Source organism: Streptomyces sp. NPDC001514 (genome assembly GCF_053597075.1).
Genome location: NZ_JBSFHO010000001.1, coordinates 352,316 through 371,154, shown reverse-complemented (window position 1 = coordinate 371,154; position 18,839 = coordinate 352,316). Strand labels below are relative to the sequence as shown.

Annotated in this window: 15 protein-coding genes; 7 read left to right on the top strand and 8 right to left on the bottom strand. The window is 72.8% G+C overall.

What is annotated here, in order from left to right:
* Window positions 1-14: 14 nt before the first annotated feature.
* From ACWCXB_RS01595 to ACWCXB_RS01580, 4 genes are all read left to right on the top strand, one after another.
* Window positions 15-293 (top strand): hypothetical protein, encoded by a 279-nt coding sequence (locus tag ACWCXB_RS01595; RefSeq protein WP_450717812.1) that lies wholly within the window; start codon window positions 15-17, stop codon window positions 291-293.
* Between the two features lie 45 nt (window positions 294-338).
* Complete coding sequence (locus ACWCXB_RS01590; protein ID WP_450717810.1) at window positions 339-2,747, top strand: outer membrane protein assembly factor BamB family protein; 2,409 nt, start codon at window positions 339-341, stop codon at window positions 2,745-2,747.
* Between the two features lie 132 nt (window positions 2,748-2,879).
* The gene (locus ACWCXB_RS01585; protein ID WP_450717808.1) at window positions 2,880-3,674 is read left to right on the top strand and encodes a hypothetical protein; all 795 of its coding nucleotides are present in this window, start codon (window positions 2,880-2,882) and stop codon (window positions 3,672-3,674) included.
* Window positions 3,675-4,068: 394 nt separating this feature from the next.
* Window positions 4,069-5,307, top strand: a complete 1,239-nt coding sequence (locus ACWCXB_RS01580) for a hypothetical protein (protein ID WP_450717806.1) — start codon at window positions 4,069-4,071, stop codon at window positions 5,305-5,307.
* Window positions 5,308-5,409: 102 nt separating this feature from the next.
* Here ACWCXB_RS01580 and ACWCXB_RS01575 read toward each other — a convergent pair whose 3' ends face one another.
* Genes ACWCXB_RS01575 through ACWCXB_RS01555 form a run of 5 tightly spaced genes read right to left on the bottom strand, consistent with a single transcriptional unit; the run spans window position 5,410 to window position 11,177 of the window.
* Entirely contained in the window at window positions 5,410-6,663 is a 1,254-nt protein-coding gene (locus ACWCXB_RS01575) for a styrene monooxygenase/indole monooxygenase family protein (RefSeq protein WP_450717804.1), read from the bottom strand.
* Window positions 6,664-6,678: 15 nt separating this feature from the next.
* On the bottom strand, window positions 6,679-7,326 hold the full coding sequence (locus ACWCXB_RS01570; protein ID WP_450717802.1) for a GTP-binding protein: 648 nt from the start codon (window positions 7,324-7,326) through the stop codon (window positions 6,679-6,681).
* Window positions 7,307-7,717 carry a DUF742 domain-containing protein gene (locus ACWCXB_RS01565; protein WP_450717800.1) on the bottom strand — a complete coding sequence of 137 codons (411 nt, stop codon included), beginning with the start codon at window positions 7,715-7,717 and terminating at the stop codon, window positions 7,307-7,309. Before ACWCXB_RS01565 ends, ACWCXB_RS01570 begins: the two co-directional genes overlap by 20 nt.
* On the bottom strand, window positions 7,717-8,205 hold the full coding sequence (locus ACWCXB_RS01560) for a roadblock/LC7 domain-containing protein (protein WP_450717798.1): 489 nt from the start codon (window positions 8,203-8,205) through the stop codon (window positions 7,717-7,719). Before ACWCXB_RS01560 ends, ACWCXB_RS01565 begins: the two co-directional genes overlap by 1 nt.
* Entirely contained in the window at window positions 8,202-11,177 is a 2,976-nt protein-coding gene (locus tag ACWCXB_RS01555) for a nitrate- and nitrite sensing domain-containing protein (RefSeq protein WP_450718190.1), read from the bottom strand. Before ACWCXB_RS01555 ends, ACWCXB_RS01560 begins: the two co-directional genes overlap by 4 nt.
* A gap of 377 nt (window positions 11,178-11,554) precedes the next feature.
* Between ACWCXB_RS01555 and ACWCXB_RS01550 the strand changes: the two genes are divergently transcribed.
* Window positions 11,555-12,346, top strand: coding sequence for a hypothetical protein (locus ACWCXB_RS01550; protein WP_450717796.1), 792 nt, complete (start codon window positions 11,555-11,557; stop codon window positions 12,344-12,346).
* 32 nt (window positions 12,347-12,378) lie between these two features.
* Here ACWCXB_RS01550 and ACWCXB_RS01545 read toward each other — a convergent pair whose 3' ends face one another.
* A complete protein-coding gene (locus tag ACWCXB_RS01545) occupies window positions 12,379-12,873 on the bottom strand; it encodes a MarR family winged helix-turn-helix transcriptional regulator (protein ID WP_450717794.1) in 495 nt (164 codons plus the stop codon).
* Window positions 12,874-13,106: 233 nt separating this feature from the next.
* On the opposite strand from ACWCXB_RS01545, the gene ACWCXB_RS01540 reads away from it, so the two are divergent.
* Complete coding sequence (locus ACWCXB_RS01540) at window positions 13,107-13,931, top strand: lysozyme (RefSeq protein WP_450717792.1); 825 nt, start codon at window positions 13,107-13,109, stop codon at window positions 13,929-13,931.
* 638 nt (window positions 13,932-14,569) lie between these two features.
* Here the strand turns inward: ACWCXB_RS01540 and lon are convergent.
* A complete protein-coding gene (gene lon / locus ACWCXB_RS01535; RefSeq protein ID WP_450717790.1) occupies window positions 14,570-16,984 on the bottom strand; it encodes an endopeptidase La in 2,415 nt (804 codons plus the stop codon).
* Window positions 16,985-17,194: 210 nt separating this feature from the next.
* Here lon and ACWCXB_RS01530 point away from each other — a divergent pair, with 210 nt between their 5' ends.
* Window positions 17,195-17,767, top strand: a complete 573-nt coding sequence (locus ACWCXB_RS01530; RefSeq protein ID WP_450717788.1) for a GNAT family N-acetyltransferase — start codon at window positions 17,195-17,197, stop codon at window positions 17,765-17,767.
* Window positions 17,768-17,827: 60 nt separating this feature from the next.
* On the opposite strand, the gene ACWCXB_RS01525 is transcribed toward ACWCXB_RS01530, so the two are convergent.
* Window positions 17,828-18,658, bottom strand: a complete 831-nt coding sequence (locus ACWCXB_RS01525) for a rhomboid-like protein (protein ID WP_450717786.1) — start codon at window positions 18,656-18,658, stop codon at window positions 17,828-17,830.
* Window positions 18,659-18,839: the final 181 nt, after the last annotated feature.

Sequence of the window (18,839 nt, the reverse complement as noted above, 5' to 3'; positions counted from 1 at the left end):
GCGAGACTGGGCGGGTGAGAAGCGAGAACACCCCCTTCGTCGGCGGCCCCCTGGACGGCCGGGTCCTGCCCGTCCTCGTCGGCCCCACCGGCAACCCCCCGCAGTGGTACGAGGTTCCGGTGCCGGACGACGCGGGCGGGCCGCCCACCGTCTACGCGTACCGCCGCGTCCCGGCCGGCCACACCAAGCGGCTCGGGCTGCCGCGCGGCTGGCGGTACGAGTACGCCCCCGGCGGCCGCGAGCGCCGCACCCTCAACTGGCCCTGGTCGAAGCCGAAGCGCGGCGCACAGTGACCGAATAGGATCATCGCGAACGCACCACCAGGGGGGAGCTCGCCGATGGAGCCGCTTCAGCAGGACGACCCGCGCCGCATCGGCCCGTACACGACGCTGTCGCGCTTCCGCGAGTCCGCGAGCACCGTCCAGTACGTCGCACACGGCGGACCGGACGACGCCACCGTCGTCGTCTCCCTCGCCCGGCCCGAGCTCGCGGCACTGCCCGCGTTCCGGCGCCGCTTCGAGGCGGAGGCTCGTACGGCGGACCGGCTCGCGGGCGGCTGGGTGCCCACCCCGGCCGGCGGGGCCACGGACGGGCCGGGGCTGTGGACCGCGTACGCCTACGTCCCCGCCCTCACGCTCGCCGAGGCCATCGCCCTCGCCGGGCCCCTGCCGGAGCGCGCGGTACGGATACTGGGCGCGGGCCTCGCCGAGACCCTCTCCCGGGTCCACGCGACCGGCACGGTGCTGCACGGCCTCACCCCGGAGACCGTCCTGCTGGCGGCCGACGGCCCCCGGCTCACGGCCTTCGGCGCCCTCGGCGCCGCCGCCCACGCCCAGGCGGGCCCGGGCGGCGGACTCTCCGTGCGCCTGGCCTACCTCACCCCGGAGCAGGTCGCGGGCGAACAGCCCGGCACCGCGTCGGACGTCTTCGTCCTGGGCCTGCTCCTCGCGTACGCGGCCACGGGCACGACCCCGGCCCTCCCCGACGACGCGTCGATCAGGGCCGATGCCCCCGAACTGGGCGGGATTCCCGAGGAGTTGCGCGAGCTGGTGGCCTCGTGCCTCGCCAAGGACCCCTCCTCGCGCCCCACGGCCGGCACGGCCGCGGCGACGCTCGCCCTGGAGGGCGCATCGGCCCTGGCCAAGGACGGCTGGCTCCCGGAGTCCTTGCTGACGGCCCTGTCGGCCCAGGCGGCCACGGTGTCGGCGGCCCGGGCGCCTGCGGAGCCCGGCACCGGGCGGAAGACCCTCGCCCTCGGGGCCGTCGGCCTGCGCGTCGGCGACAAGATGACCGCCGCCCTGGGCATCCCGCGGGCGCGGGTGGGCGGGAGGGCACCCGGGCCGGCCCTGCCCGCAGCCGGTGGCATGCCGGCCCCGTCCGTCGGCACCCCCGCGGCGCCCGCACACGCGCCTGCGGTCGCACACGCACCCGCAGTCGCCGGGGCACCCGCCCCACCCGAACCACCCACCGCTCCCAAGTCCGACCTCACCGCCTCCGTGCTGGCCGCCAAGGCCGGGGCCGAGCGGCGTGTGGTGGTCGCCGGGGCCGTGGCCGGCGTGGCCGGGCTGCTGCTCGGCGGAGGCATCGGGGTGGCCGTCGCCGGTGGGGACGCCGAGCCCGCGGCCACGCCCGAGAACCCGGCGAAGGCCCCCGCGCCCGTCCCCGGAGTGCCGCCCGCTCCCCTCTGGGCGTACCGGCACACGGACAGCGGCCCCCTCGAAGCCGCCGTGTGGCGCGACCGGGTCGTCGTCCTCGGCGACGCGCGCCGGAGCACCGGCGTCGATCTGCGCACCGGCCGTCGCCTTTGGACGCAGCAGGGCGCGCAGGCCGCGCACCGGCCCGTCGTCGCGGGCGACAGCGTCTTCGTGATCGGTGCGGCGAACTTCCTGTGGCTCTCGCCGCAGGACGGCAGCATCAGGCACCGCGTCGCCGCCCCCGCACACGTCACCTCGCTCGCCGCCGCCGACGGACCGGTCGTCTGGTTCACCGGGACGGCGGGCGCGGGCACGTACCTCTTCGCGTACGACGCCGTAGCCCGCAAGGAGCTCTGGCGCACCCAGGTCCCGAACGGCATCGCCCGCGGCGCGCTGCCGAAGTACCAGGGCGTCGCGGTGCGCCCCGACGGCATCCTCGTACGGCAGGACAGCGCCTCGCTCACCGCGCAGCAGCGGAAGGCCGGCAAGGGCCTGGCGCTGTTCACGCTGTACGACCGGGTCACCGGCAAGCTCGTGTGGGGCAAGTACTTCACCGCCGTACTGCCGGACACCACCGTCTCCGGCGACCCGGCGGGCAGGCTGTACGCGGCGGTCGGCACCGGCCTCCACGCGTTCGACACGCGCAGCGCCAAGCGCGTGTGGCAGGCGGCCGGCGCCCCTGCCCCGGGGGCCATCGGCCCGAACGCCTTCGGGGAGGGTGTCGTCCATGACGGCACCCTCTACCTCGGCACCGCGCACCACCAGCTGTACGCCCTGGACGCGGCGACGGGCCGGAGCCGCTGGGTGCGGTCGACGGAGGCCGGTGGCGGCGGGCGCCCGCGCCCGCTGCTGTCCACGAGCGGGCGCACCGTGCTGACCCTGGAGCCCACACAGGTCACCGCGTTCCGCACGGAGGACGGCAGCCGGCTGTGGAAGTTCCAGGACGCAGGTGGCCAGTCGCCCTCGCCCAGCGGCTACCGGGGCATCGTCGCCGGACGCACCGCCGTGGTGTGGCGCGACAGCACCCTGTACGCGCTGCCGGTCGGCCCGTAGCCAGCAGCCACGCCGCACAGCCCGCGAATCGGCCCCCCGTGGGTGACGGTGTTGCGCCGGACCGGCCAGTCGAGCGGTTGTCACACGATCGCGGACGCATCATCCCTCCTGTAACCGAGGGAAGGTGATGCCGTGCCAGGAAGGATGCTGCGTTCGGTCTGCACGGCCGCACTGGCCGCTGCCACGGCGCTCGCGGCAACAGCAGCCGCGACCGCAGGACCGGACGACTCCAGCTCCCCGGACGGTGCAGCCGACGCGAGCGTGCGGCGCGCCTCGAGCCCGTCGGCCACGGCAAGCGGGTCGGCCGCCGCCGAACCGTCGGCCGCATCCCATCCGCCTGCCCCCGAGAGCAGGCCTGGCCCCGCGGCGCACAGCATCGCCGGACTGCTCACCCGGCTCCAGGAGCTGTACCGGCAGGCGGAGGAAGCCGCCGAGGCGTACACCGCGGCCGAAGAGCTGCGCGAGGAGCAGCACGCCGAGACGAAGCGCCTCGGCTCCGAACTCGCCGAAGCCCGCAACGCGCTCGCCCGCAGTCGCCGCGACGCGGGGCGGCTGGCCCGCCTGCAGTACCAGGGCCGCTCCGAACTCTCCCTCTACCTCCACCTTCTACTCGCCCGCAGCCCGCAGCAGGCTCTCGACCAGGGGCATCTGATGGAGCGTGCGGCCCGCGACCGGGTGGCGACGATGGCCCGCCTGACGCGTCTGACGCTCCGCGCCGACGCGCTGGCGACGGCGTCCCGTAAGGCCCTCGACGAGCAGCAGTCGCTCGCCGAGAAGCAGCGCAGACAGCGCGACACGCTGCGGGCCCGGCTGAAGGACGTGGAAGAGCTGCTGGCGTCGCTCTCTGCGCAGGAACTGGCCGCGCTCGGCGCGCCAAGCGCGCTGGAGCGCGGCGGTACGGAGGCGGGGCCGGGACGGACCGGCTGAAACAGCCCGCCCGGTACCGACCGCGTGGCCCGCGTGTCCCTCCCCAAACGCCGGACCGGGACCAGTAGCTCGCCCCACGCCGCACGCGCTGCCCGGGCCGGGAGCGTTCGCCGTGGCCGGGCGATCGGGGCGTGCGGCGACGTAGGGGGACGTGCGTGGTGCCCGAACCCCTCCCCCCACCAGGAAATATGCCGGTAACTGGGTGCATCGGTATGCGCCCTGTCTACCCCAGTCGGGTAAAAAGGGTCACCTGACCGGATCATGCAGCGCGCTGGTGGCGCGCGCGCCGCAGTGCCGGCGGCTGGGATGAGTCTCGTGCGGGCAGTCGGTCCGCACGCTGTCCCCCTCGCACTCCCGCGGCAGTCGTTGTGACCGCGGGGAAGGAAGCCAAGACATGAACAATCGAATCCCCCCCATGGGACTGCCCCGGGCGCGACGCGCACGGGTCCTGCTCGCCTCGATAGCCGGCGTGGTCACTGTGACCGGCCAACTGCTGGTGATGGCTCCTAATGTTCACGCAGTCGATCTGGAATCTCACGACCGTCAGTCCCGGCACACCGATGTGCAAGCGGCCCTGCCCGGCGACCGCGGCGAGGACCGGGAGGACCACGGCAAGGACCGCGGCGAGGACCGGGAGGACCACGGCAAGGACCACGGCAAGGGCCGCGGCGAGGGCCGCGGCGAGGGCCGCGGCGAGGACCAGGAAGACCAGCGCGAGGACCACGGCAAGGACCACGACGAGGACGAGGAAGACCAACGCAAGGAACACGGCAAGGAGCACGACGAGGACGAGGAAGACCAGCGCAAGGAACACAGCAAGGACCACGACGAGGACGAGGAGGACCAGCGCAAGGAACACGGCAAGGAACAGGAAGACCAGCGCGAGGGCCAGGGCAAGGGCAAGGGCCAGGGCAAGGGCCAGGGCCAGGGCCAGGGCCAGGGCAAGGAACACGGCAAGGAACACGGCAAGTACGAGCCTAAGTACCCCGAAGTCCTCCACGGACTGGTGCAGTTCAGTGAGGACGAGACCTTCACGCCTCCCGAGGGCGTCACCTCGGTGTTCGTCCAGGCCTGGGGCGGTGGCGGCGGTGGCGGCGGCGGTGGCGGGGGTGGCAGCACGCCGGATGCCGACGGCGGTGACGGCGGCGGGGGCGGTGGTGGCGGCTTCACCTGGTGTCTCGTCTCGGTCAAGCCAGGCGAGACCTACCTGGTGGACGTCGGAACCCCTGGCGACAGCGGACCCGGTGGTGGCCGGGGCCGGGACGGCGGGGACGGAACCGACGGTGGCGCGACCACCTTCAACGCGCCGAACGGCAACGAGCTCCTCACCGCCGGGGGCGGCTCCGGAGGCGATGGAGGTACGAGCAACGACACCGATCCCGGTACGCCGGGTGCTGGCGGTGACGGCGGAGACGGGTCGTGCTCCACCGGCGGTGCGAACCGGTCCGGTTCCGATGGCATCACCGGCGACGGGGGCGGCGCGGTCGCCGACGGCATCGTTGCCCTGCCCGAGTCCGCCGGTGTCGGCGGCAGCGGCGGAGACGGCGGTGACGGCGAGGACGACGAGTACCGCCCCTTCCCTGGTGACTCCGGTGCGGACGGCGGCGCTGGATACGCCGTCATCTACTGGTAGATCTCTACCGCCCCCGGCCGCCCGGCGGCCGGGGGCGGTCGCACGTCGCCCGGCGACCGCGCTCGTCGCCGTACCCCGACTGTGGCACCGACGACTTCCGGATCACTGGTCGGAGGCCTGCGCAGCCCCTGTCTCGGAGGCCAGGTAGGCGTTCGTCTTCTCCGGCTCGTAGAAGAAGTTCTCGAAGTCCGCCGGGTCGTTGAACCCGTTCGCGAACCGGTCCGCCACCGGCTGGAGTTCGCCCGCCGCGCCGATCAGGTTGAGGACGTGCTCCGGCGGGACGCCGAGCATCGCGTTGGTCCACTTGGTGACGTGCTGGGCGGTGTCCCAGTAGCGGTCGAACGTGGACTGCATCCACTCCTCGTCGAACGGCTTGTCGCCGTGCTCCACGATCGACGCGAGGTACGCCGCGGCGCACTTCGACGCCGAGTTGGAGCCCTGGCCGGTGATCGGGTCGTTGGCGACGACGACGTCCGCGACGCCGAGGGCGAGCCCGCCGCCGGGCAGCCGGCCGATGGGGTTGCGTACGGTCGGGGCGTAACGGCCGGCCAGCGTGCCGCCCGCGTCCGTCAGCTCCACCTTCGTCGCGCGGGCGTACTCCCAGGGCGTGAACTTCTCCATCAGCTCCAAGGTGACGGAGAGGTGCTCCGCGGGGTCCTTCACGCCCTGGAAGACGTCGAGCGGTCCGCCGGGAATGCCCTCCCAGAAGAGGATGTCGGCGCGGCCGGACGTGGTGAGTGTCGGCATGACGAAGAGCTCACCGACGCCCGGCACCAGGTTGCAGCGGACCGCCTCGTGGTCCGGGTGCTCCGGGCGCGGGCCGAGGCCGTGGACATAGGAGACGGCGAGGGCGCGCTGCGGCTCGGCGTACGGGGAGCGGGAGGCGTCGCGGCCGAACATGGACACCAGCTCGCCCTTGCCGGCCGAGACGAGCACCAGGTCGTACGTACGGGAGAAGTAGTCCAGGTCGGAGACGGCGGCGCCGTGGATGACGAGCTGACCGCCGCGCTGTGCGAAGGTCTCCATCCAGCCGGCCATCTTGACGCGCTGGTCGACGGACTGGGCGTAGCCGTCGAGCTTGCCGACCCAGTCGATGACCCGCTGCGACTCCGGGCCGGCGACGGAGACGCCGAGGCCCTCGATCTTCGGGGCCTGGGACTCCCAGAAGTTGATCTGGAGGTCGCGCTCGTGCTGGAGCGCCTTGTCGAACATGCACTGCGTGGACATGACCCGGCCGGACCGGATCTCGTCCGCCGTGCGGTTGGACATCAGGGTGACTTCGTAGCCCTGCGCCTGGAGGCCGAGGGCGAGCTGGGTTCCGGACTGACCGGCGCCGACTATGAGGATCTTCCGCATGGCGGTGCTCTTTCGTTACGGGACGGGGGCTGGACGGGGCTGTTCGGGGGTGACGTCGAGCGCGTGGCCCACGAGCGCGAGCAGCGACTCGATCACCGTGATCCGCTTGCGCGCGTCCATGATCACGACCGGGACGTGCGGGGGCACGGTCAGGGCGTCCCGTACGTCCTCGGCCTCGTAGGCCGGCGTCCCCTCGAAGTGGTTGACGGCGACGACGTAGGGCAGTCCGCAGCTCTCGAAGTAGTCGAGCGCCGGGAAGCAGTCCTTCAGCCGGCGCGTGTCGGCCATCACGACCGCGCCGATCGCGCCGCGCACCAGGTCGTCCCACATGAACCAGAAGCGCGGCTGGCCCGGTGTGCCGAAGACGTACAGCACGAGCTCGTCGTCGAGCGTGATCCGGCCGAAGTCCATCGCGACGGTCGTGGTGAGCTTGCCGGGCGTGGCGGTGAGATCGTCGGTCTCCTCACTCGCCTGAGTCATCAGCGCCTCGGTCTGCAGCGGCGTGATCTCGGAGACCGACCCGACGAAGGTCGTCTTGCCCACGCCGAGGCCGCCCGCAACCACGATCTTGGTGGCGATCGGGGCACGGCTGCGGTCGGTCTGCCAGGGCTGTACGTTCTCGTCCTCCACGACGGTGGGGAGGTCAGAGACGACGGAGTCCACTCAGCACCCTTTCGAGCAGCGCGCGGTCGGGCTGGCCGGTGCCGTACCCGGTCCCGTACACACGTATCTTTCCTTGGTCCGCCAGGTCGCTGAGCAGGACCCGGACGACGCCCAGCGGCATCTTCAGCAGCGCCGAGATCTCGGCGACCGTACGCATCCGGCGGCAGAGCTCGACGATGGCCCGCATCTCCGGCATGACCCGGGAGGCCAGGTTTCCGTTCGTCAGCTCCTTGCGCTCGTCGGCCGCTTCGAGCGCGGCGACGAACGTCTCGACCAGGAGGACATGGCCGAAGCGGGTGCGGCCGCCGGTGAGCGAGTACGGACGGACGCGGGCGGGGCGTTTACCCCCGCCGCGCACGGGAAGCCGGGGGGCGGGTTCTGCGGCGGACATCACTTGGCGCTCTCCAACGATTTGCGCAGCTCACTGCGGAGTTCGGGGGTGAGTACGTGTCCGGCGCGACCGACGAAGAGCGCCATGTGGTACGCGACAACGCTCATGTCGGCGTCGGGGGCCGCGTGCACACCGAGCAGCGAGCCGTCGCTGATGGACATCACGAAGACGCTGCCTTCCTCCATCGCGACCATGGTCTGCTTGACGCCGCCGCCGTCCATCAGCCTGGCCGCGCCGATGGTGAGGCTGGCGATGCCGGAGACGATCGTGGCGAGATCGGCGCTGGAGCCGCGCGGGCCGTCCTTGCGTGCGGTGGTGGCAGTGGCGGAGGCTGAGTTGTGCGCCGGGTCGGACGACAGCAGCAGGAGTCCGTCGGACGACACGACGGCGACGGAGCGGACGCCTGGCACCTCCTCCACGAGGTTGCCCAACAGCCAGTGAAGGTTGCGGGCTTCGCTGCTCAGCCCGAATGTTCCGGTCGCGGTCAACTACGTGCCTCCTCGACGGTGTCCCCCGATTCCTCGCTGTGTTCCTGGTCTTCCTGGTCTGCCTGAACGGTGGTCCGGATGTTCTGCGTGTTCTGCGTGGCTTCGGCGAGTTCCGCCTCGACGTCCCGGCGGCCCTCCTTCGCGCCCTGGTGGAAGCCGCCGAGGCGGCGGCGCAGCGCTTCCGCGTCGACGGACGTGGTTCGCTCCGCTGACCCGGTGGCGGGCGCCACGATCCTGGGGGTGCGCTTGGGCAGGCCCTTGTCGGTGATCGGCTCGGCCGCGTCGGGGCCGTCCGCGGCGCCGACCTCGCCGTCGGCGCCGTCGATCCGGTCGATGCCGTCGATCCGGTCGATGCCGTCGGCGATCCGCTCGTGGGCGTCCGGCTCGGGCGAGGGGTGCGGGAGGCGGACCTGGAGGGTGGTCTCGGGTGCCGTGGCCTGCTCCGGAGCGGGGGCGGGCTCGGCGGCGGCAAGCGGCTCATGCGCGTCAGCCGGCTCGGACCCCGGCGCGAGCGGCTCGGGCTCCGGCGCGAGCGGCTCATCGGCAGCAGCCGGCGCGGGCCCCTGCGCGAGCGGCTCATCGGCGGCAGCCTCGGACTCGGCCTCGGGCTTCGCCTCCACGGCCTCCGTCCCTGCCTCCGTCGCACGGATCGACTGCTCTGCCGCCGCGATCAGCGGGTCGCGCGCAGCCATGCGGCCCGGCAGCGCGTTGGAGTTGGCCTCGGCGACCGAGCCCGGCAGGTTCAGCGTGGGTGCGGCGCCCGGCATGGGGGCCGTCTGCGGGGCGGCGGTGGGCGGAGCGGTCGGCAGCAGCGCCTGCGGGATGACGACGACCGCGGCGATCCCGCCCTGCTTCTGCTCGCGCAGCTGTACGCGTACGCCGTGCCGGCGGGCCAGCAGCGCGGCCACCCTCAGGCCCAGGCCCTCCCCGTCGATGTCGGATGCGGGCTCCGGGTCGGCGAGCCTGGCGTTGAGCTCGTCGAGCCGGCCGGGGGTCATGCCGATGCCCTCGTCCTGGACGGAGAGCATCACCTCACCGCTCTCCAGCAGCCAGCCGGACAGCTCGACCTGGGCGTCGGGCGGCGAGAAGGAGGTGGCGTTCTCCAGCAGTTCGGCGACCAGGTGGCTGAGGTCGTCCGCGGCGAACCCGGCGATCTGCGCGTGCGGCGGAAGCGACTGGATGGTGATGCGTTCGTACCGCTCGATCTCGCTGACCGCCGCGCGCATGACGTCGACCAGCGGCACCGGGCCGGCGTGGGCGTGCCCGTGCTCGGAACCCGCCAGCACCAGCAGGTTCTCGCTGTGGCGGCGCATGACGGTGGCCATGTGGTCGAGCTTGAAGAGGGTGGCGAGGCGCTCCGGGTCCTGCTCGCGCTCCTCCAGCTTCTCGATGACGCCGAGCTGGCGCTCGACGAGGCCGAGGGTGCGCAGCGAGAGGTTGACGAAGGTGTGGCTGACGGTCTTCCGGAGCTGCTCCAGCTGCCCGGTCACCTCGGCGACACGGGCCTGGAGCTCGGCGCGCTGGGTGGCCAGTTCCTCGCGGGTGGCCGCCAGGTCGTCGTGCGAGGTGTCCAGCCGGTCGGCGCGCGCGGCGAGGTCGGCGAGCTTTCCGTGCAGGGCGTTGAGGGACCGTACGACCTGCGCGAACTCGTCGTTGCGGCCGGTGAAGCGGACGGGCTCCTCGGCCTCGGGCTCGGGCGAGGCGGCGAGTCGGGCCGCGCCGATGCGCAGGACCGCGAGCGGTCGGGTGAGGGTGCGGGCGACGGCCGCGGAGATGCCGACGGCGACGATCAGGCAGCCGCCGAGCAGGGCGATGCGCAGCTCGAGGGCGGTGACGTCGTCGTCGCGCAGCTGCCCCAGCCGCTCGACCTGGGCGGAGGCGAGCGCGGACTCGACGCCTCGCATCTGCTCGATACGGGCGGAGAGGGACGACTCGACCTTCTCGCGGTTGGACTTGAGGTCGCTCTCCGAGAGCTCGGGCTGGTCGGTGAGGCGGGTGAGATAGCCCTCGGCGGTCTTGACGTCGGGGCCGGTGACCGTGGCGCCGAGGCGGTCGCGGGCGTCGCTGCTCGCGGCCTGGTCGAAGTCGGCGAGCGCGGCGAGTTCGCGGACGCGGGCCTGCTGGGCGGCGGCGCTCAGGGCGTCCCGTGCGGCCTCGGTCTCCTTGTCGCCCTCGTCCTCGACGCGGAGCCCGGTGACGGGGTCGAAGGAGGGGCCGTCGTTCGACGGCTCGGGGACGGAGAGCGCGGCGAGCAGCAGTCCGCGGGTCGCCGACGCCTGCTCGACGGCGAGGCCGAGGGCGGCGGGCGCGCGGGTGGAGTCGGCGGCGCGGGCGGGGGTCTTCTCGGCGAGCTCGTCGGCGAGCGTGTGCAGCGCGGCGATGATGTCGGTGTACGCCTTGTACGCCTCCAGGGCGGTGCCCTTGCCGCCCAGGGCGCTGCGCCGGACGGAGGGCACGGTGGCGAGGCCGCGGGTCAGATCGGCGTGGTCGGCCGGGACGTTGCCGCGGATCTCGTCGATCTGGCGGTCCACACGGGCGCTGCGGCTGGCGGAGACCGCCCTGCGGTTCTTCTTGGGTCCGGTCTGGTCGTCGCGGCCGGCCGCGATGTACGCGGTGACCTCGTCGCGCTCGTCGGCGATGGAGTGGGCGAGGGTGACGGCCTGCCGGTTGAGCTCGGCGAGGGTGACGAGCCGCTGGGACTCGGTCAGTTCGTCGGAGGTCGCAAGGACGCCCGGGGCTCCCGCCGCGACGACGGTCAGGGAGACGGCCGCGACGCCGGCGACGAGCCTGCTGCGCACCCGGACGTTACGTCCACCGGGGACGAGGCCCTCGCGTCCCGTGCCCGTGCCCGTGCCGGTGGAGGCCGGTCCGGCCTGGGAGGTCCCCGCGGGGGTCGCGGGGGTCGTCGTCTCCCGCCCCGAAGACGCCGTACTGGGCGTTACGCCCTTGCCCCGAGGCCGCTTCTTCTGCACCGGTGCTCGCATTCTCGACTCGTCCGCCCATGAAGCAGAGGTGACGGCCGGTCACAACACGAGAACGCCCCCCACCCCTGGTACGGCTTACGACCATTCCAGCGCTTATGGGAGGGAGACGCGCATCGGCCACTCCGCCACCCGAACGAGTGAACAACACTCAGGAGTTGGTCAACAACTCGCCGGCGGGCGTGCTCCGCCCGCGCCCGGGGCACGGGCTGGAACTTCCGCGCGGGCTTTGGCAGGATGCGCGCCCGCAGCCCGTCGGAGTCGATCATTCCGACCAAAAGCCGCTGGTCGCCAAGGTGGTACAGGCCGATTGCGCGTTCTGGTGGGCTTCGTGAAGGAGTCGTGGCGGCTCGGGCAGACTGGGGATCATGTACGTCGCACTCGCCACCGAGCCCGGCGATCCCGAACGCCCCGACGAGGACTGGGCATCCGTCGCCGTCCCGGCCTCGGGCCAGGGCGGTTCCCTGGTGGTCCTGGACGGGGTGACTCCCCCCGAGGGAGATGACGGTTGTGTGCACGGCGTGCCGTGGTTCACCGCCCGGCTCGGTGGCGCACTGATCGAACTGTCCGGTTCGCGGCGGGATACACCGCTGACCGAGGTCCTCGCGCTGTCCATCCGGCGCACCGCGGACACCCACCAGGACACCTGTGACCTTTCTCACGTGCGTACGCCGCAGGCGACGGTCGTCGTCGCGCGCTGGGACGAGGAGTGGGTCGAGCACCTCGTCCTCTCCGACTCGACGCTGCTGCTGGAGTCGCCGGACGGGGCGGTGCGAGCCGTCCTGGACGACAGGCTGGACCGGATCCCGCGGGAGATCCGCCGCTCGTTGAGCGCGACCGACGCCCTGCGCAACAAGGAAGGCGGCTTCTTCACGGCGGCCGCGGACCCGCAGGTGGCGGGACGCGCGGTCACGGGCCGTACACCCCGCGCGGAGGTCCGGGCGGTGGCGGCGCTCACCGACGGGGCGTCCCGCTGGGCCGACCTCTTCGAGGAGGGCGGCTGGGCGGACCTCATGGGGCTGCTCGGCAAGGAGGGTCCGCACGGGCTGATCGAGCGGGTGCGGGCGCTGGAGCGCGCCGACGCGGCCCGGGGCGGTGCACTGCGCGGGAAGACGCACGACGACGCGACGGCGGTGTACGCGCGGCTGCGGGCGGCCTGAGGGACCCCACGCGCCCCATACGCCCCAAGGCCCTACGCGCCCTCCGCCCTCGTGTTGAGCTGGTGGAGCAGCCGGGCCAGTTCGGCGACCTCGCCGCGGTCCCAGTCGGCCAGCTTCCGCACGTACCGCTCGCGCCGCGCGTTCCGTACCTGCCGGAAGCGGGTGAGCCCCTCGTCGGTGAGCCGGACGAGCGAGGCGCGCCCGTCGGCCGGGTCGGGCTCGCGGGTCACGAGGCCGAGCTCCTCCAGCGCGCGGAGCTGCCGGCTCATGGTCGCCTTGCCGACTCCGAAGAAGGCCGCCAGGTCGGTGGCGCGCTGTCGGCCCGACTCCTCGAGGCGTACGAGCAGTCCGTAGGCCGCGGGCTCCAGTTCCGGGTGGACCTCGCGGGCCATCTCGCCGGAGTTCGCACGGGCGCGGCGCAGGAAGACGGCCAACTCGCGCTCCAGGGCGAGGAACTCCTGGAATTCGTGGTCCACACCACTCCCTCCTGTGGGTTCCTCTTCACTCCCTGTACCGCTTCTGTGCACGTCAGCACCCCTCGCACGCTTTCCCGACGATGAAAGTTTCTTTCGGCGGCGGCCGTTGCCGCAGCTCGGTCAGTATTTCGCAGGCGTAGACCAACGGCGGGGACCGGCCCCTCTTCCCTCGGCGGTTCTCCGTACATAGCTTCACTCATGACATGTTCACACCATCACTGCTGGGACGACATGTCGACAGATCGTCAGATCTCCCCCCCACCGAGGCCTTTCGGAGGCACGTCATGCCCGTGCACAGATCCGGAACGACCCGATACGCCATGGCCGGCGCCCTCGTCGCCGTCCTGGCTCTCCTCCTCACCCTCCCCGGCGCGGCCTCCGCCGCCTCCTCCGGGGACGCGCCCGCCCGCGGCTCGGCCCACATGGGCATGGGCGTCGCCGCCCACGACGGCCAGGGCGGACTGCCGCGCGACAGCCGCGCCGTCCAGACAGAAGGCGTCGACGTCTCCAGCCACCAGGGCAACGTCGACTGGTCCGCGCTGTGGAGCAGCGGTGTGAAGTGGGCCTACGTCAAGGCCACCGAGGGCACGTACTACGAGAACCCCTACTTCACGCAGCAGTACAACGGCTCGTACAACATCGGCATGATCCGCGGCGCGTACCATTTCGCGACCCCCGACACGACGACGGGCACCGCCCAGGCGGACTTCTTCCTGAACAACGGCGGCGGCTGGTCCCGTGACGGCAAGACCCTGCCGGGCGCGCTGGACATCGAATGGAACCCGTACGGCGCGACCTGCTACGGCAAGACCCAGTCCGCGATGGTCACCTGGATCCGCGACTTCCTCACCCGCTACAAGGCGCGTACCGGGCGCGACGCCGTGATCTACACCGCCACCAGCTGGTGGACGCAGTGCACGGGTAACTACAGCGGCTTCGGCGCCTCCAACCCGCTCTGGATCGCGCGCTACAACACCACGCCGGGGACGCTGCCGGCGGGCTGGGGGTACTACACGATGTGGCAGTACACCTCGACGGGCCCGACCGTGGGTGACCACAACAAGTTCAACGGCGCGCTGGACCGCGTCGTGGCCCTGGCCAACGGCTGACGGCCGTACGGACGCCGAGCCCCCGGCCCGGCCGAGGCCACGCCGGGGGCTCTTTCCCCGCCCCGCCCCTTCCCGAACTGGGGGCACCGCCCCCAGCCCCCACCGCGGCTCCACCCCGGACCCGCTCCCGGGGGCTGCGCCCCCGCGCCCCCTCCCCCTACGCCCTGGCGGGCGTGGGGGACTTCGAACGCCAGGGAAGTGGATTCCTGGGCTCCCGCCCGGGCACTCTCCCCTACGGCCTCGGTTTCGGGGCTCCGCCTACGGACCCCTCCCCCACGCCCCAGCGGGCGTAGGACCACTTCAAACGCCGGGGGCAGGACTTCGGGCCCCGGCCCGGAACCCTCCCTACGCCCTGGCGGGCGGGAAGGGACTCCGCTCCTCATACGCCGGACGGCCTGCTCCTCGCCTGTACCGGCCACCCGCCCGGCCCGTCCGGCGCTCGAGGACGGACACGCGGGCCCGCCGGCGGTACGGGGCAATCTTCAAGCCCGTCCCGCTTGAGGACGGACACGCCGGGCGACCGTCCCGTACCGGCCGCCCACCCGGCCCGTCCGGCGCTTGAGGACGCCGGCCAACCCCCGAGCCCCCGGCCGCAGGGCGCACCGGGGCCCGGGGGCGGCGCCCCCCCAGGAGGGGGGTTACGCCGCCGCCGGCACCGGGACCTCCGCCGGGGAGAGGGCGATCTCCAGGACCTGGCGGACGTCCGTCACCGGGTGGACCTCGAGCTTTTCCAGTACCTCCGCCGGGACGTCGTCCAGGTCCGCCTCGTTCCGCTTGGGGATCACGACGGTCGTGGTCCCCGCCCGATGCGCGGCCAGGAGCTTCTGCTTGAGGCCTCCGATCGGCAGCACGCGCCCGGTCAGCGACACCTCACCGGTCATCGCCACATCCGTCCGCACGAGCCGGCCGGAGAGCAGCGACGCCAGCGCCGTCGTCATCGTGATGCCCGCGCTCGGGCCGTCCTTGGGAACCGCGCCCGCCGGGAAGTGGATGTGCACACCCCGGTCCTTGAGATCGGCCACCGGCAGTTCGAGCTCCGCACCGTGCGAGCGGAGGAAGCTCAGCGCGATCTGCGCGGACTCCTTCATGACGTCACCGAGCTGACCGGTTAGGGTCAGCCCTGCCGCGCCCGTCTCCGGGTCGGCCAGCGACGCCTCGACGTACAGCACGTCGCCGCCCGCGCCCGTGACCGCGAGCCCGGTCGCCACACCCGGCACGGCCGTACGGCGCTCGGCCGGGTCCTGGGCGGACTCGGGGACGTGGTGCGGCCGGCCGATCAGCCCGCGCAGATCGCCCTCGCCGACCGCGAACGGCAGCTCCCGGTCGCCCAGTTCGTGCTGGGCGGCCACCTTCCGCAGCAGTCGCGCGATGGACCGCTCCAGGTTCCGTACGCCCGCCTCACGGGTGTACTCGCCCGCCAGCCTGCGCAGCGCGGACTCCTCGATGGTGACCTCGCCGTCGGCCAGTCCCGCCCGCTCCAGCTGGCGCGGGAGCAGGTGGTCGCGGGCGATGACGACCTTCTCGTCCTCGGTGTAGCCGTCGAGCCTGACCAGCTCCATCCGGTCGAGCAGGGCCTCCGGGATGGCCTCCAGGACGTTCGCCGTGGCCAGGAAGACCACGTCGGACAGGTCGAGCTCGACCTCCAGGTAGTGGTCGCGGAACGTGTGGTTCTGTGCCGGGTCCAGGACTTCGAGCAGCGCCGCCGCCGGGTCCCCGCGGAAGTCGGAGCCGACCTTGTCGATCTCGTCGAGCAGGACCACCGGGTTCATGGACCCGGCCTCCTTGATGGCGCGGACGATACGGCCGGGCAGCGCGCCGACGTACGTACGCCGGTGGCCGCGGATCTCCGCCTCGTCCCGTACGCCGCCGAGCGCGACCCGGACGAACTTCCGCCCCATCGCGTGCGCGACGGACTCGCCGAGCGAGGTCTTGCCCACGCCCGGCGGGCCGACGAGCGCGAGAACCGCACCCCCGCGCCGCCCGCCGACCACGCCGAGCCCCCGGTCGGCGCGCCGCTTGCGCACCGCCAGGTATTCGGTGATCCGTTCCTTCACGTCGTCCAGGCCCGCGTGCTCGGCGTCGAGGACGGCCTTGGCGCCCTGGATGTCGTACGCGTCCTCCGTGCGCTCGTTCCACGGCAGTTCGAGGACGGTGTCGAGCCAGGTGCGGATCCAGGAGCCCTCGGGGCTCTGGTCGCTGGACCGCTCCAGCTTCTCGACCTCCTTGAGGGCCGCCTCGCGGACCTTCTCGGGGAGGTCGGCGGCCTCGACGCGGGCGCGGTAGTCGTCGGACTCGTCTCCCTCGGTCTCGCCGTTGAGCTCACGCAGCTCCTTGCGCACGGCTTCGAGCTGGCGGCGCAGCAGGAACTCGCGCTGCTGCTTGTCGACGCCCTCCTGGACGTCCTTGGCGATGGACTCGGCGACGTCCTGCTCGGCGAGGTGCTCGCGGAGCTGTTCGGTGGCGAGCTTGAGCCGGGCGACGGGGTCGCCGGTCTCCAGCAGCTCCACCTTCTGGGCGGTCGTCAGGAACGGTGAGTAGCCGGAGTTGTCGGCGAGGGCGGATACATCGTCGATCTGCTGGACGCGGTCGACGACCTGCCATGCGCCGCGCTTCTTCAGCCAGCTGGTGGCGAGCGCCTTGTACTCCTTGACCAGTTCGGTGACGGAGCCCGGCAGCGGATCGGGGACGGTCTCGTCGATGCCGATGCCCTCCACCCAGAGGGCGGCGCCGGGGCCGGTCGTCCCCGCGCCGATCCTGACCCGGTTGCGGCCGCGGATGAGCGCGCCGGGGTCGCCGTCGGAGAGCCGGCCGACCTGCTCGACGGTGCCGAGCACGCCGGTCGCGGCGTACGTCCCGTCGATGCGCGGCACGAGCAGCACCCTGGGCTTGCCCGGCTGTGACCGAGCGGCGGCCTGGGCGGCCTCCACCGCGGCCCGTACGTCGGCGTCGGACAGGTCGAGCGGTACCACCATCCCGGGCAGCACGACCTCGTCGTCGAGCGGCAGCACAGGCAGGGTGAGGGCGTCGTTGTACGACGAGGACTCAGCAGCCATGATCTCCCCTTCGGCAGTCAAGTTGAGCTATGCCGACTCAATGCAGAAGGGGCCACCGGATGTTCCCGGGACGGCGTTCGCTGTGAGCGATCGACGATGCCGGATCCCGTGAGCGGCCGATGTAATAAGCGCATGACGGATTCATCTCTTACAGATGCGATACGTGCCTGGGTGGACGGCTGGGTCGTCTCACGGGGTGCGGCGGAGCCCATGGCCGAGCCCTGGGGCTTCACGATCGATGTCGGGCTGCCCCGGCACACCACCCGCCATGTGCTCACCGACGGCGGGGCGGCGACCGTCCGCGAGGTCGCCGCGGCGGCCCGGACGCCCGGCCGCTGGCTGAAGGTGTTCGAGGACCCGGAGACGGTCCTGGACCGGCTCGGGCCCGACTGGACGCCCGACGAGCCCGGCTTCCTGATGACGGTGGAGCTGCGGCCGGAGGAGGCCGTGGTGCCCGCCGGACACCGGCTGCGGACCTGGACGCACGGGGCCGTGACCAAGGTCCTGGTCACGACGGACGACGGGACCTTCGCGGCGCGCGGGCAGATCGCGCGGGGCGGGGCGGGGCCCGCGGTCGTCGACCAGATCGAGACCGCCCCCGAGCACCGGCGCAAGGGCCTCGGCAGCCTGGTGATGCGTACGCTCCAGAACGCGGCGGTCGAGGAGGGCGCCACGGCCGGGGTGCTGGGCGGGACGCCCGACGGGCGGGCCCTGTACGAGGCACTGGGGTGGCGGGTGGTCGCGCCGCTGGTGAGCGTGTACTACGACCCGAAGACACCCTGAACAGGCGGAAGACACCCTGACACAAGCGACGGATGCCCGTGGGCCTGGACAGGGCGGCGGCTACGCCCGCGCCCACGCCCACCGGCGCACGAGCGGCACGCCCAGCACTCCGGCCAGGAGAGCCAGCGGATGGCCCCAGTCGGTGAGGGGGTCCTCGTACGCCAGGAGGTCCCCCAGCAGGACGACCGACACCCATCCCAGAACCACCGTCCGCACCATCGGCGTGAGCAGCCCGGCCAGCGCACCGACGCAGGTCAGGAGGCCGAAGCTGATTCCGTAGTCGAGGCGGTGCAGAGACGTCTCGGGCAACTGCCCGGCCATGACGGAGAGTCCGACCGGGATCTCCGTCGCGAGGGTCGCCACCACATGGCCGCCGAGGAACACGGCGGCCGTGCGCCAGGCCCCGATCCGCCGCTCCAACGCGGTGAGGACGAGCACGAATCCGACGGCGTACGGGGAGGTCGGTCCGCCCGCGACCCACAGGGCACTGGCGACGAGGACCAGCAGCGGGGTCGAGGCGAGATGGGCGACGTCCGTACTGGAGCCGCGCAGCAGGGCGGCGACGGTGGCCGGATCGCCGTACTCCGCGTACATCGAGGTCGCGACGAGGACGAGCCCGTACCAGAAGGTGAACGGCGTCCCGGTCGGGGTGGGGAGGAGGCGGACGAGCCGCCGCCAGGGGGCCGGGCGTGCCGGCGCGGGCGCTCTGTCGCGTACGGGCAACGGCGGTACGGGCGATGCGGGCGGTGCGGGGGACGAGGGCGGTGCGGGGGACGAAGGCGGTGCGGGGGACGAGGGCGGGCGCGCGGGTGAGGTCCTCTGGCGCGGGATACCGCCCAGCAGTTCGGGACCGGCCGTCTCGGCCGGATCGGGTGACTCAAGCCGCTGCACCGCGGGAGCTCCTTCGCATCGACTCCGTATCGACCTGTTTGCCGACAGCCCCCCGACCCTGCCCAGCCAACGCGATCATCACGCACCCCGTCCATGGCCTGCGTCACACAAGGCAACCGGCACACCGGGGCCCGACGCCAAATCCCCCTCCGGGCAACGCGCTTGCCTCACCGCCGTCACC

Coding starts and splice junctions, on each gene's coding strand:
- ACWCXB_RS01580 (WP_450717806.1), top strand. CDS start 4,069: ATGAACAATCGAATCCCCCCCATGGGACTGCCCCGGGCGCGACGCGCA.
- ACWCXB_RS01530 (WP_450717788.1), top strand. CDS start 17,195: ATGGCCGAGCCCTGGGGCTTCACGATCGATGTCGGGCTGCCCCGGCAC.
- ACWCXB_RS01550 (WP_450717796.1), top strand. CDS start 11,555: ATGTACGTCGCACTCGCCACCGAGCCCGGCGATCCCGAACGCCCCGAC.
- ACWCXB_RS01575 (WP_450717804.1), bottom strand. CDS start 6,663: ATGCGGAAGATCCTCATAGTCGGCGCCGGTCAGTCCGGAACCCAGCTC.
- ACWCXB_RS01565 (WP_450717800.1), bottom strand. CDS start 7,717: ATGTCCGCCGCAGAACCCGCCCCCCGGCTTCCCGTGCGCGGCGGGGGT.
- lon (WP_450717790.1), bottom strand. CDS start 16,984: ATGGCTGCTGAGTCCTCGTCGTACAACGACGCCCTCACCCTGCCTGTG.
- ACWCXB_RS01590 (WP_450717810.1), top strand. CDS start 339: ATGGAGCCGCTTCAGCAGGACGACCCGCGCCGCATCGGCCCGTACACG.
- ACWCXB_RS01540 (WP_450717792.1), top strand. CDS start 13,107: ATGCCCGTGCACAGATCCGGAACGACCCGATACGCCATGGCCGGCGCC.